Raw genomic sequence first — 12,674 nt, forward strand, 5'->3', positions numbered from 1 at the left:
CTGCTCACGCAGAGAAAAATCAGCCCTTGCGAGCCTTGATGGCGTCGGTCAGCTGCGGGGCGACCTGGAACAGGTCACCCACGATGCCGAGGTCGGCGATCTCGAAGATCGGGGCCTCTTCGTCCTTGTTGACCGCGACGATGGTCTTGGACGTCTGCATGCCGGCGCGGTGCTGGATGGCGCCCGAGATACCGAGGGCGATGTACAGCTGCGGGGCAACGGTCTTACCGGTCTGGCCGACCTGGAACTGACCGCCGTAGTAGCCCGAGTCGACCGCGGCACGCGAAGCACCGACAGCACCGCCGAGCGAGTCGGCCAGGGCCTCGACGACCGCGAAGTTGTCGGCGCTGCCGACACCACGGCCACCGGCGACCACGACGCTGGCCTCGGTGAGCTCCGGACGGTCACCGGCGACGGCCGGCTCGCGCGAGGTGATCTTGGTGGCGTTCTCGGCCTGGGCCGGAACCTCGACGTTGACGACCTCACCGGCGCCGTCGGCCGGGGCGGCCTCGACGGAACCCGGACGGACAGCGATCACCGGGAGCACGTCGTTGGCCTGCGCCTCGACGGTGTAAGCGCCACCGAAGATGCTGTGAACGGCGATGCCGCCGGCCTTGACGTCGACGACGTCGACCAGCAGGCCGGCACCCAGGCGGGCGGCCAGACGACCGGCGACCTCTTTGCCCTCGGTGCTGGCGACAGTCAGCACGGCGGCCGGGCCGGCGGACTCGACGAGAGCCTCCAGCACGTCGACGGTCGGGGTGACCAGGTAGTTCGCCGCGTCAGCCGACTCGGCGACGTAGATCTTGGCCGCACCCGCGGCCTTGAGGGCGTCGGTCAGCGGCGCGGCGGTGCCGGGGGCACCCACCACAACTGCCGACGGCTCACCGAGCACACGGGCAGCGGTGATCAGTTCGGTGCTCACCTTCTTGAGGGCACCATCGGCGTGCTCGACGAGCACAAGTACTTCAGCCATGCGTATTTGCCTCTGTGTCTTTCTGGAAGTTTCGGTGTGGTGGGGGCTAGATCAGCTTCTGACCAACGAGGTACTCGGCGATCTTGTTGCCGCCCTCGCCCTCGTCGGCGATCTTCTCGCCCGCGGCCTTGGCCGGCTTCGGCGTCGACGACAGCACCTTGCTGCTGGCGTTGGCGACACCGACCTCGTCGGCCTCGACACCGATCTCAGCCAGCGTCAGCACGGTGACCGGCTTCTTCTTGGCGGCCATGATGCCCTTGAACGACGGGAAGCGGGCTTCACCGATGCGCTCGTTGACGCTCACGACGGCGGGCAGGGTGGCCTCGAGGCCGAAGACGCCCTCGTCGGTCTCACGCTCGCCGGTGACCTTGCCGTTCTCGACGGAGATGCTGCGCAGCGAGGTCAGCTGCGGCAGGCCCAGCAGCTCGGCGATGACGGCCGGAACCGCGCCACCGACACCGTCGGTGGACTCGTTGCCACCGATGACCAGCTCGGCGCCCTCGATGGTGCCCAGCGCGCGGGCCAGGGTCCAACCGGTCTGGACGATGTCCGAACCCTTGAGCTGGTCGTCCTTCACGTGCACCGCGTTGTCGGCGCCCATTGACAGAGCCTTGCGGATGGCCTCGGTGGCCCGCTCCGGTCCGACGGTCAGCACGGTGACGGTGCCGGCGCCGCCGGCGGCCTCTTCCTTCTCCTTGATCTGCAGCGCAGCCTCGACGGCGCGCTCGTTGATCTCGTCGAGCACCGCGTCCGCGGACTCGCGGTCGAGGGTGAAGTCGCCGTCGTTGAGCTTGCGCTCCGACTCATAGTCAGGGACCTGTTTGATCAGGACCACGATGTTCGTCATGGGTGTGGTTCGTCCTCCTCGATGAGGCCGGCGGTCGGCCTGGCATTCACGATTAACGCAACGACCAACATGTTACTACTCGGTAACTTATGTGGCATGGCGCAGGAACACCATAGCTGGTCGAACGCGGCCCGAGGATGCCGCCTTTTGTTTTCTTGACCACACTTGAGAGGGTTCGGCAACATGGCAGAACCAGCAGGTGGAACGGCCCAACCGATCGGGCCTGGGAATTCCTGGACCACTCTGAGCTAGCCTGCCTATCTAATGAGCACTTTTCCCGAAACTCAGCAGGCGGCAACCGAGCCGCAGGCTGAATCGCTCCTGCCAGTCATGCCACTGACCGGCGAGCGCACGGTCCCGGACCTGGCGGAGGAGAACTACTGGTTCCGCCGCCACGAGGTGGTGTATCGGCGACTGGTCGACCGTTGCCGCGACCGTGACGTCCTGGAGGCCGGCGCCGGCGAGGGCTACGGTGCCGACCTCATCGCCGATGTCGCGCACCGGGTGATCGGGCTGGACTACGACGAATCCTCCGTGGCGCACATCCGCGCCCGCTACCCGCGGGTCGAGATGCTGCACGGCAACCTGGCCGCACTGCCGCTGCCCGACGCCTCCGTCGACGTGGTGGTCAACTTCCAGGTCATCGAACACCTTTGGGACCAAGGACAATTCGTGGCCGAGTGCCTGCGGGTATTGCGGCCCGGCGGCGTGCTGCTGATGTCGACGCCCAACCGCATCACCTTCACCCCCGGCAGCGACACCCCGCTGAACCCGTTCCACACCCGGGAACTGAACGCCGCCGAGATGACCGAACTGCTGACCGAGCAGGGCTTTGTCATGGAGGCCATGCTGGGCGTCTATCACGGCGCCGGCCTCCGTGAGCTCGACGCCAAGCACGGCGGCTCGATCATCCAGGCCCAGATCGACCGCGCGGTGGCCGATGCGCCCTGGCCCGCGGAACTGCTGGCCGACGTGACCGCGGTGACGATCGACGACTTCGACCTGCTGGACGCCGGTGCCGCCGGTGTCGACATCGACGACAGCCTGGACCTGGTGGCAATCGCGGTGCGGCCGTGAGCGATTCGCCGACGCCAGTACCGGGGATGTTCACCCTGGTGCTGCACACGCACCTGCCGTGGCTGGCACACCATGGGCGCTGGCCCGTCGGCGAGGAGTGGCTGTACCAGTCGTGGGCGACGGCCTACCTGCCCCTGACGCGCGTCCTGCGCGAGCTGGCGGAGGAAGGTCGCGGCCACCTCCTGACGCTGGGCATGACACCCGTCGTCACCGCCCAGCTCGACGATCCGTACTGCCTGGCCGGCATGCAGCAGTGGCTGTCCAACTGGCAGTTGCGCGCGCTGGAGGCGACGACCGTCCGCGACGGTGGCGGGGCGCCGGAAACCTTCAACTCGCCGGAGGCCTTGCGCGCCTTCGGTATTCACGAACACCAGCAGGCCGGTGCGGCGCTCGCCGAATTCGCCGAGCACTGGCAGCACGGCGGCAGCCCGGTCCTGCGCCAACTCATCGGCGCGGGCACCATCGAATTGCTCGGCGGCCCGCTGGCGCATCCGTTCCAGCCGCTGCTCAACCCCCGGCTGCGCGAGTTCGCGCTGCGCGAGGGCCTGGCCGACGCCGGCGCCCGGTTCGCGCACACCCCCGGCGGCATCTGGGCACCCGAATGCGCCTACGCCCCCGGCATGGAGACCGGCTACGCGGCCGCCGGCGTCACCCACTTCATGGTCGACGGTCCGTCGCTGCACGGCGACACCGCGCTCGGCCGTCCGGTCGGCGAGTCGGACGTCGTGGCCTTCGGCCGCGACCTGCAGGTCAGTTACCGCGTGTGGTCCCCCAAGTCCGGCTACCCGGGGCACCCGGCCTACCGCGACTTCCACACCTACGACCACCTCACCGGCCTCAAGCCGGCACGGGTCACCGGCCGCACCGTCCCTTCAGAGTCGAAGGCCCCGTACGAGCCCGAGCGGGCCGCCGCCGCCATCGACGCACACGTCGCGGATTTCGTGCACACGGTTCGGCGCCGGCTGATCTCGGAGGCCGAACGCACCGGGCGCCCGGCCCACGTCGTCGCCGCCTTCGACACCGAGTTGTTCGGGCACTGGTGGCACGAGGGACCGGAGTGGCTGGGGCGCGTCCTGCGCGCGCTGCCGGCCGCCGGCGTCCGGGTCGGCACGCTGTCGGACGCGATCGCGGGCGGCTTCGTCGGCTCCCCCGTCGAACTGCCGCCGAGCTCGTGGGGTTCGGGCAAGGACTGGCAGGTCTGGTCCGGCGAGCAGGTCGCCGACTTCGTGACGCTCAACGCCGAGGTCGTCGATACCGCGCTGACCACGGTGGACAAGGTCCTGGCGCAGGATTCGGCGTACCCGGCACGCGACCGCGTGGCCGACCAGATCCTGCGCGAGGCCCTGCTGACCGTCTCGAGCGACTGGCCCTTCATGGTGAGCAAAGACACCGCGGCGGAATATGCTCGCTATCGCGCGCACCTGCACGCGCACGCCACCCGGGAGATTGCCGGTGCCCTCGCGTCTGGACGGCGCGATCAGGCCCAGAAGCTCGCGGACGGTTGGAACCGCGCCGACGGATTGTTCGGCGCCCTGGACGCGCGGAGGTTGCCGCGATGAGCGCTTGCGCGAAGAGCCGAGTGCACCGATGAGCGCTTGCGCGAAGAGCAGAAGGCAGCGATGAAAATCCTCATGGTCTCGTGGGAGTACCCACCCGTGGTCATCGGTGGCCTCGGTCGCCACGTCCATCATCTGGCCGTCGAGCTGGCCGCCCTCGGCCACGAGGTCGTGGTGCTGTGCCGCCGTCCCGCCGACACCGATCCCAGCACGCACCCGACCACCAACGAGGTGCACGAGGGCGTGTGGGTGATCTCCGCGGCTCTCGACCCGAACGAGTTCAAGTTCGGCACCGACATGATGGCGTGGACGCTGGCCATGGGCCACGCCATGATTCGCGCCGGACTGAGCCTGCGCGACTGGACCCCGGATGTCGTGCACGCGCACGACTGGCTGGTCGCGCACCCCGCCGTGACCCTCGCCGAATTCTTCGACGTGCCACTGGTCTCCACCATCCACGCCACCGAGGCCGGCCGGCATTCCGGCTGGCTCTCCGGGCCGGTGAGCCGCCAGGTGCACTCACTGGAATCGTGGCTCGTGCACGAGTCCGACTCGCTGATCACCTGCTCGGTATCCATGGGCGAGGAGATCACCGACCTGTTCGGACCCGAGCTGCCCGACGTGAGCGTGATCTGCAACGGCATCGACACCGCCGGCTGGCCGTTCGCCATGCGCCGCGAGCATGACGGGCCGGCCGAGCTGCTGTTCGTCGGGCGGCTCGAGTACGAGAAGGGCGTGCACGACGTCATCGCCGCGCTGCCCCGCATCCGCCGGACCCACCCCGGCACCACCCTGACCATCGCCGGCGACGGCACCCAGTACGACTGGCTGGTCGAGGAAGCCCGCAAAGCCAAGGTCACCAAGGTCGTGAATTTCGTTGGCCGCGTTGATCATTCCGGCCTGCTGGAGCTGCTGCACCGGGCCGATGCCGCGGTGCTGCCGAGCCACTACGAGCCGTTCGGCATCGTGGCACTGGAGGCCGCCGCGGCCGGTACGCCGCTGGTGACCTCCAACGTCGGCGGGCTCGGCGAAGCGGTGATCAACGGCAAGACCGGTGTCTCCTGCCCGCCGCGCAACGTGGGCGCGCTGGCATCGGCGGTCCGCAAGGTGCTCGACGACCCCGCGGGCGCGCAGCAGCGCGCCCTGGCCGCGCGCGACCGGTTGAACCACGACTTCTCGTGGCAGACCGTCGCCGCCGAGACGTCGGACGTGTACCTGGCCGCCAAGCGGGGCGAGCGCCTGCCGCACGCGCGTCGTCCCATCGTCGAACGGCCGCTGCCCGACCGCGGCTGACTGTCCTCGCGAGCTGGGGTGCCTCCCGCTTGCGAGCCGTGGGTACCTCCCGCTTGCCGAGCAGACGTAAAACTGTCCCTTTTCCCACGAAAAGGGACAGTTTTACGTCTGCTCACGGACTTTCGGCACTTGACGGATATACCCCCCGGGGGTACAAACGGCAGGGTGTTGACTCGCCGCAGTTTCCTGATCGCCTCTGCCGTCACTGGCGCGTCGGCGCTGGCCGGCGCCGCCGCGTGCGGCAAGACGCCGGCCCCCGCCACAGCCGGCGCCGTCGACCCGAAGGCCATTGCCGCGACCGAGGCCGCCCGTCCACACAGCGGGCGCACCGTCTCGGTGGCACTGCGCCCGCAGCCGGCCACCGTCGACCTCGGCGGGGTCACCGTGCAGACGCTCGCGTACGGCGACCAGGTGCCAGGTCCGCTGATCCGCGCTTCGGTGGGCGACGAACTGTCCGTCCGTGTGTCCAACGGGCTCGACCACGACACCTCGGTGCACTGGCACGGCATCGCCCTGCGCAACGACATGGACGGCGCGGCACCCGCGACGCCGAACATCAAGCCCGGCAACGACTTCACGTACGCCTTCTCCGTCCCGCACGCCGGCACCTATTGGGCACACCCGCACACCGGTCTCGACGCGGACTACGGACTGTACCTGCCGGTGATCGTCGACGACCCCGCGGACCGCGGCCGTTACGACGCGGAATGGATTGTGGTCCTCGACGATTGGACCTCGGGCGCCGGCAAGTCACCCCAGCAGATCTACGACGGCCTGCGCGCCATGGCCGGCATGGGACACATGGGCGGCGGCCACGACATGAGCGGCATGGGCGACATGCCCATGGCGACGAGCACGCTGCTCGGCGGTGACGCCGGCGACGTCAAGTACCCCTACTTCCTCGCCAACGGCCGGATTCCGGCCGCACCAACGGTTTTCAATGCCAAGCCCGGCCAGCGCATCCGGCTGCGCATCATCAACGCCGGCGCCGACACCGCGTTCCGGGTGGCCCTCGCCGGGCACCGGATGACCGTCACCCACACCGACGGCTTCCCCGTCGACCCGGTGGATGTGGACGCGCTGCTGCTGGGCATGGGCGAGCGCTACGACGTCATCGTCACGGCAGGCTCCGGTGTCTTCCCGTTGGTGGCGGTGGCCGAGGGCAAGGACAGCGCCGCCCGGGCCCTGCTCTCCACCGGCGCGGGCACAGCGCCGGACGCCGCGTTCCGTCCCGCCGAGCTGACGCGCCGCGTCGGCACCGTCACCGACTTCACGGCCACCTCGGCCGTCGACCTCGGACCCAGCACGCCGGACGTCACGCTGGCCGCCGAACTCACCGGCTCGATGATGAAGTACGACTGGGGCATCAATGGGCGCGGCTTCGACAACCGCCAGGTCCTGACGGTCCGTCAGGGCCAGCGCGCGACCATGACCTTCACCAACTCGACCACCATGTGGCACCCCATGCACCTGCACGGGCACACGTTCCAGGTGCTGCAGCCCGACGGTCGGCGCGGCCCGCGCAAGGACACGCTGATCGTGCTGCCCAGGCAGAAGCTGACCGTCGCATTCGTCGCCGACAACCCCGGCGACTGGATGATGCACTGCCACAACGCCTATCACCAGGAGGCGGGCATGATGACGACGCTCGACTACACGAGCTGAGTTACCGGGAGCTCTTCTTCCGCTCGATGTCGGCCAGCGCCCGGGCGAGTTCCTCGCGCTCCGCGGCCGAGGTCTCCCAGTCCAGCTTGCGGTTCTTGACCACCTTGGCCGGAGCGCCGACCGCGATGGAGAAGTCCGGTATCTCGCCCTTGACCACCGCGTGGGCACCGAGCACGCAGCCGCGGCCGATGCTGGTGTTGCGCAGGATCGTCACCTTGGCCGCGACCCAGGTGTCAGGACCGATCCGCACCGGGCCCTTGATGATGCCCTGGTCCTTGATCGGCAGCTCCATGCTGTCCATCTTGTGGTCGAAGTCGCAGACGTAGCACCAGTCGGCCATGAGCGCCGACTCACCGATCTCGATGTCGAGGTAGGTGTTGATGACGTTGTCGCGTCCCAGCACCACCTTGTCACCGAACCGCAGCGAGCCCTCGTGGCAGCGGATGGTGTTCTTGTCACCGATGTGTACCCAGCGGCCGATCTCCATCTGCGCCAGCTCGGGCGTGCACTGGATCTCCACGCCCTTGCCGAGGAACACCATGCCGCGCGTGATGATGTGCGGGTTGGCCAGCTTGAACTTGAGCAGCCGGAAGTACCGCACCAGGTACCAGGGTGTGTAGGCCTTGTTGTCGAGCACCCACTTCAGCGACTCACGGGTGAGGAAGCGCGCCTGCCGCGGATCGCGCAGCCGCGAACCTCGCCATCGCTTGTGAATCGGTGCGCCCCACATCGTCGTCATGGCCGGAAAGCCTACGCGAGGCGAAATCGGACATTCGCCGGTCTCGGGCTAGTCTCGGGACTCGATGCCTGCACACCGAATCCGCCGCCTCGCCGTCATTGCTGTTGCCGCGGTCACCCTGACCGTCGCCGGGTGCGGCAACACCGACTCCTGGGTCAAGGCGCACCCCTCGGACGGCTGGCCGGCGCAGTATGGCGACGCCGCCAACAGCAGCTACACCGCGCTGGCCGGGGCGAGCAGCCTCAAGCAGGACTGGGCCCGCTCGGCCAAGGGCAATATCGGCGCACAGGTGATCCTCGGCTCGGGCAGCTTTCTGGCCATCAACGCGCAGTCGGCCAATGGTTGCTCGCTGATGGTGTGGGAAAGCGACCAGCATGGCCGCCAGCGCTGGTGCACGCGCCTGTGGCAGGGCGGCGGCATGTCGAGTCCCCTGTTCGATGGCTTCGACAACATGTACGTCGGCCAACCGGGCGCGATCATGTCGTTCCCGCCGACGCAGTGGATCCGGTGGCGCCAGCCGGTCATCGGGATGCCGACGACGCCGCGCATCCTGTCCCCCGGTCAGCTCCTGGTGGTGACGCACCTGGGCCAGGTGCTGGTTTTCGACGCGCACCGCGGCCAGACCATCGGCGCCCCGCTGGACCTCGTCAGCGGCGTCGACCCCGCCGACTCGGCGCGCGGCCTGGCCGACTGCCAGCCCGCCAAATCGGCCTGCCCCATCTCTGCGGCGCCCGCCTACTCCCCTGACACCAACATGGTGGTGCTGGGCCTGTGGCAGCCGGGCACCGATGCCCCCGTCCTCGTCGGCATGCGCTACCACGAGGGCCAGACGCCGCTGCTGACGCGCGAATGGACCAGCACCGCGGTCGGGGGCGGTCCCATCGCCAGCCCGGTACTGTCCGCCGACGGCAAGACCGTCTACGTCAACGGCCGCGACCAGCACCTGTGGGCGGTGAACTCCGCCGACGGCAAGGCCAAATGGTCGGTCAACCTGGGCTTCCAGCCGCAGACGCCGCCGTCGGTGACGCCGGATGGTCTGGTGGTCGCCGGCGGCGGGCCGCAGACCAAGCTCACCGCGGTCAAGGACAAGGGCGACAAGGGTGAGGTGGCGTGGACGCGCAGCGACGTCGAGCCGCTGACGACGTCGACGCGCGCCGGCACCGAAGTCGGGTACGTCGTGGTCCGCGACGGTCAGGCCGGCCAGGCATTGGTGGTCTTCTCCCCCGCCGACGGCCACACCGTGAACAGCTATCCGCTGCCGGGCGCCACGGGCTGGCCGGTCGGAGTATCCGTCGGGCACGACAAACGCGTCGTCACCGCGACGAGCGACGGCCAGGTCTACGCGTTCGCCCCAGCCTGATCAGGGATTTGTGCACGATTTTCCGCGCGGGCCGCGGAAAATCGTGCACGAATCCCTAGGCCAGCATCGCCTCGATCGGGGCTCGCGGCACCGTGACCTGCACCGCGCCGGCGGATTCCGGTAGCACCTGCCCCTGGCTGAAGAAGAAGATCAGCGAGTCGTTGGTGATCGCGAAGTTCTGGTAGGTCTCGGGGTCCAGCCCGGCCGCGGGCGGCATCAGCACCGGCTGCGCGGACTGGCGGATCAGTTCACCCTGAACCATCGGCAGGATCACCGGAAAAGGTTGTGCGCCAGGTGCGAACAGGTTCTCGATGGTGATCGGCCTGCGCTGGACCAGGTCCCACGTGAACGTCTTGTAGAAGGTCTGCGGATGCGCCCCACCGACATCCTGGAACGTCTTGAAGACGACCGACTGGGTGTTGCGCGGTGGGATCGCCGCTGTGTACTGCGTCGCGCTGGTGTCCAGCTCGTACGAGGTCTCGTGCGGCCCAGGCATCTTCGCGACGTTGACGTACCCGTCACGGGTCTGCGTGATGTAGTCGACCACCGCCTGCTGATCCGGGTAGTCGATGGGGTAGCTGATGTTGAGCGCGTAGCCGCGGGTGGTGTCGCGAATCTGACACATCCGCGAGCCGTCGACGACGCCGCCCAGCTCCGGGCATTTCGCCGGGGTCGCGGCCGCAAGAGGCATGCCGAGCCATCCGACCGCGCCTGTTGCAGCGATCACTGCGGCGAGTGCGGGAAGGCGCATCTGGTGAATCCTCCAGGGATGAATGAATGGCGGCACATCGCCACCGGTTCTAGCGTACCTGTCGGCCCTGCCGGTCCCGAGCATGAACTGCGACCAGGTGATCTCAGCGCGACGGCCGGCAAATGAAGGCTGTCGGCCGGGCTGCGGCCCCGGCGCCGATGCGCGTGATCACCACGGACAGCTGAGCCCCCGAGCGCTGCAGCTTCAGCTTGGCGCGCAACGCATCCGGGTCGACGTCCACGCCGCGGACCAGGATTTCGACGGCCGCCGCCCCGTGCGCGGACAGCGCCTGCCGGAGCCGCTTCTCGTTGTAGGCGATCTGCTCGACGACCTCGAAACCCCTTGTCCCGCGCGGCAACTCGTCGCCCGACAGATACGCGATCGCCGGGTCCAGCTGCCACAGGCCGTGCCGCGCCGCATAGTGCCGCACCAGGCCGGCCCGCACCACCGCACCGTCGGGGTCGACGATCCACCGCCCCGCAGGCCCCGAGGGACAGTCGTCGGGGTCGGCATCGGTGAATTCCTCCGCCACCTGGCCGGTCTTGTCGAGCACCGTGGCCCGGCGCGTGACGCCGGACGGGGCCAGCCCCGGTGACCACAGGCAGGCCTCCCGGACGCTGCCGGCCAGCGACGTGATCTGCACCTCGCCGCGGAATCCAAGCTCCGACAGCTGGCCGAAATCGACGCCGGGAGCGCATTTCACCACGAGGTCGCGGCCCTGGTAGACCGCGAGCAGCTCGTCCAATGGCGGGGCGTAATCGCGGGGATCGAACTTGCGGCGCCCCGAACTGCGCCGGGCCGGGTCGACGACCACCACCGTGTCCCGTGTGATCGGGCGGAGGGCGTCGGCGCGGCACAGCAGCGCGCGGGCACCCACGTTGTGGCGCGCCATGGCCAGCCGGACGCCGTCGAGGTCGCTGCCGACGAGCAGGGCCGCCGCGCCGGCGCCGCCCGAATTACTCAGGGCGGCAAGCTCTGTCCCGACCGAACACGTCGCATCGTGCACGACGCGGCCGGCCAACCGCCGCGCCCGATGAACGGCGACGGCCCCTGCGGTGGCCTGCTGCAGCGCCTCGTCGGTGAACAGCCAGCCGGTGACATCGCCCAGCTCGGCCAGTTTGGCGACGGCCCGGCGACGCAGCAGCACTGTCTCGACCAGCACCGCCGCGCGGTCACCGAAACGCGAACGCGCCCAGGCGATGTCGGATACCCGGCGGGCATCGGTCAGAGGCCGCGCGGCCACCTCGGCGAGCGCCTCCTGACCGGGTCCGGTCAGGTAGGCAACATCGTCGAGCGTGAAGGCAACAGCCAACTCAGGAGGGCTTGACCCCGGTGATCATCACGTTGTAGAACCAGCCCTTCGGCACCACGCGGCGCCACACGTTGGCGTCGAACCAGCTCAGCGTGGTCCAGCCACCGAAGGCGAACTTGGCCCACTTGAAGCCGAGCTTGCCCGGCGGCACCGTCGACTCGAAGGTCCGCACCGGCCAGCCCAGCATGGCGGCGGTGAATTCCTCACTGGCCGTGGCGACTTCGACCGCACCGGCGTTGGTCGCCATGCGCTCCAGGTCGGCGGGATCGAAGGTGTGCAGGTCGACGATCCACTCCAGCGCCGCGGCGCGGGAGTTCTCGTCGAGCTCTTCCTGCGGCCGGCGCCAGGACTCCAGACCGGGCAGCTTCATTGCCGCGACGGTGGTCTTCCAGGTCAGGTCGGCCAGGCGCCGGGCGTAGAAGTTACCGACCGTGGTGGGCTCGCCGGCGAAGATGAACCGGCCGCCCGGCTTGAGCACACGGACGACCTCGCGCAGCGACAGCTCCACGTCGGGAATGTGGTGCAGCACCGCGTGTCCGACGACGAGGTCGAAGGTGTTGTCCTCGTAAGGGATTCCCTCCGCGTCGGCGACACGGCCGTCGATGTCCAGGCCGAGGGCCTTGCCGTTGCGGGTGGCCACCTTGACCATGCCCGGGGACAGGTCGGTGACGGAGCCACGGCGGGCGACGCCGGCCTGGATCAGGTTCAGCAGGAAGAAGCCGGTGCCACAGCCGAGCTCGAGCGCGCGGTCGTAGGGCAGCTCACGCTGGACCTCGTCGGGGACGATGGCGTCGAAGCGACCGCGGGCGTAGTCGATACACCGCTGGTCGTACGAGATCGACCACTTGTCGTCGTAGCTCTCGGCTTCCCAGTCGTGGTACAGGATCTGCGCCAGCTTGGTGTCGTGGCGGGCCGCCTCGACCTGCTCGGCGGTCGCGTGCGGGTTGGGCGCCTGATCAACAGCCTGCTCAACTACGTCGGATACCTTGGCGGCAGCGTCGGCTGCGGCGACCTCGGACGTCTGGTCGGTACTCGTCATGCAGGTCAGCCTAACTGCCCGGTCACCGGGAGTTCACATCCACACTTCTGTTCACCCGC

11 protein-coding genes are annotated in these 12,674 nt (G+C 68.9%); 5 read left to right on the forward strand and 6 right to left on the reverse strand.

Translation table 11 applies throughout. The features are described 5' to 3' along the window. Positions 1–19: 19 nt before the first annotated feature. Both ACJH7A_RS08605 and ACJH7A_RS08610 read right to left on the reverse strand, forming a co-directional pair. Positions 20–976 carry an electron transfer flavoprotein subunit alpha/FixB family protein gene (locus tag ACJH7A_RS08605; RefSeq protein WP_135356585.1) on the reverse strand — a complete coding sequence of 319 codons (957 nt, stop codon included), beginning with the start codon at positions 974–976 and terminating at the stop codon, positions 20–22. Positions 977–1,022: 46 nt separating this feature from the next. Further along, positions 1,023–1,823 (reverse strand): electron transfer flavoprotein subunit beta/FixA family protein, encoded by an 801-nt coding sequence (locus tag ACJH7A_RS08610; RefSeq protein WP_212813842.1) that lies wholly within the window; start codon positions 1,821–1,823, stop codon positions 1,023–1,025. A gap of 330 nt (positions 1,824–2,153) precedes the next feature. Between ACJH7A_RS08610 and ACJH7A_RS08615 the strand changes: the two genes are divergently transcribed. The 4 genes from ACJH7A_RS08615 (at position 2,154) to ACJH7A_RS08630 (ending at position 7,414) form a co-directional block, all read left to right on the forward strand. Then, on the forward strand, positions 2,154–2,900 hold the full coding sequence (locus tag ACJH7A_RS08615) for a class I SAM-dependent methyltransferase (RefSeq protein WP_406801807.1): 747 nt from the start codon (positions 2,154–2,156) through the stop codon (positions 2,898–2,900). A gap of 26 nt (positions 2,901–2,926) precedes the next feature. Then, the gene (locus ACJH7A_RS08620; RefSeq protein WP_406801808.1) at positions 2,927–4,459 is read left to right on the forward strand and encodes a 1,4-alpha-glucan branching protein domain-containing protein; all 1,533 of its coding nucleotides are present in this window, start codon (positions 2,927–2,929) and stop codon (positions 4,457–4,459) included. A 60-nt stretch (positions 4,460–4,519) separates the two neighbouring features. Next, on the forward strand, positions 4,520–5,749 hold the full coding sequence (locus ACJH7A_RS08625; protein ID WP_061007019.1) for a glycosyltransferase family 4 protein: 1,230 nt from the start codon (positions 4,520–4,522) through the stop codon (positions 5,747–5,749). A 165-nt stretch (positions 5,750–5,914) separates the two neighbouring features. After that, positions 5,915–7,414 (forward strand): multicopper oxidase family protein, encoded by a 1,500-nt coding sequence (locus ACJH7A_RS08630; RefSeq protein WP_110784178.1) that lies wholly within the window; start codon positions 5,915–5,917, stop codon positions 7,412–7,414. Position 7,415: 1 nt separating this feature from the next. On the opposite strand, the gene ACJH7A_RS08635 is transcribed toward ACJH7A_RS08630, so the two are convergent. Then, positions 7,416–8,153 carry an acyltransferase gene (locus tag ACJH7A_RS08635; RefSeq protein WP_061007020.1) on the reverse strand — a complete coding sequence of 246 codons (738 nt, stop codon included), beginning with the start codon at positions 8,151–8,153 and terminating at the stop codon, positions 7,416–7,418. A 64-nt stretch (positions 8,154–8,217) separates the two neighbouring features. Between ACJH7A_RS08635 and ACJH7A_RS08640 the strand changes: the two genes are divergently transcribed. Further along, positions 8,218–9,513 (forward strand): PQQ-binding-like beta-propeller repeat protein, encoded by a 1,296-nt coding sequence (locus tag ACJH7A_RS08640; protein ID WP_406801777.1) that lies wholly within the window; start codon positions 8,218–8,220, stop codon positions 9,511–9,513. 55 nt (positions 9,514–9,568) lie between these two features. Here ACJH7A_RS08640 and ACJH7A_RS08645 read toward each other — a convergent pair whose 3' ends face one another. The 3 genes from ACJH7A_RS08645 to ACJH7A_RS08655 all read right to left on the reverse strand — a co-directional run bounded on the left by ACJH7A_RS08645 (position 9,569) and on the right by ACJH7A_RS08655 (position 12,615). Beyond that, positions 9,569–10,264 carry an esterase gene (locus ACJH7A_RS08645; protein WP_061007022.1) on the reverse strand — a complete coding sequence of 232 codons (696 nt, stop codon included), beginning with the start codon at positions 10,262–10,264 and terminating at the stop codon, positions 9,569–9,571. Between the two features lie 103 nt (positions 10,265–10,367). Beyond that, positions 10,368–11,576: a THUMP-like domain-containing protein gene (locus tag ACJH7A_RS08650; protein ID WP_267323473.1), complete on the reverse strand. Its 1,209-nt coding sequence runs from the start codon at positions 11,574–11,576 to the stop codon at positions 10,368–10,370. Between the two features lies 1 nt (position 11,577). Continuing rightward, positions 11,578–12,615: a class I SAM-dependent methyltransferase gene (locus ACJH7A_RS08655; RefSeq protein WP_064859072.1), complete on the reverse strand. Its 1,038-nt coding sequence runs from the start codon at positions 12,613–12,615 to the stop codon at positions 11,578–11,580. Between the last annotated feature and the right edge of the window lie 59 nt (positions 12,616–12,674).

Origin of the sequence: Mycobacterium sp. SMC-17 (assembly GCF_045310915.1) — a bacterium.
GTDB lineage: Bacteria > Actinomycetota > Actinomycetes > Mycobacteriales > Mycobacteriaceae > Mycobacterium.

Bases quoted from the DNA above. Each gene is read 5' to 3' on its own strand.
- ACJH7A_RS08640 (WP_406801777.1), top strand. From the start codon at position 8,218: ATGCCTGCACACCGAATCCGCCGCCTCGCCGTCATTGCTGTTGCCGCG.
- ACJH7A_RS08635 (WP_061007020.1), bottom strand. From the start codon at position 8,153: ATGACGACGATGTGGGGCGCACCGATTCACAAGCGATGGCGAGGTTCG.
- ACJH7A_RS08625 (WP_061007019.1), top strand. From the start codon at position 4,520: ATGAAAATCCTCATGGTCTCGTGGGAGTACCCACCCGTGGTCATCGGT.
- ACJH7A_RS08655 (WP_064859072.1), bottom strand. From the start codon at position 12,615: ATGACGAGTACCGACCAGACGTCCGAGGTCGCCGCAGCCGACGCTGCC.
- ACJH7A_RS08615 (WP_406801807.1), top strand. From the start codon at position 2,154: ATGCCACTGACCGGCGAGCGCACGGTCCCGGACCTGGCGGAGGAGAAC.
- ACJH7A_RS08610 (WP_212813842.1), bottom strand. From the start codon at position 1,823: ATGACGAACATCGTGGTCCTGATCAAACAGGTCCCTGACTATGAGTCG.
- ACJH7A_RS08620 (WP_406801808.1), top strand. From the start codon at position 2,927: ATGTTCACCCTGGTGCTGCACACGCACCTGCCGTGGCTGGCACACCAT.
- ACJH7A_RS08645 (WP_061007022.1), bottom strand. From the start codon at position 10,264: ATGCGCCTTCCCGCACTCGCCGCAGTGATCGCTGCAACAGGCGCGGTC.
- ACJH7A_RS08605 (WP_135356585.1), bottom strand. From the start codon at position 976: ATGGCTGAAGTACTTGTGCTCGTCGAGCACGCCGATGGTGCCCTCAAG.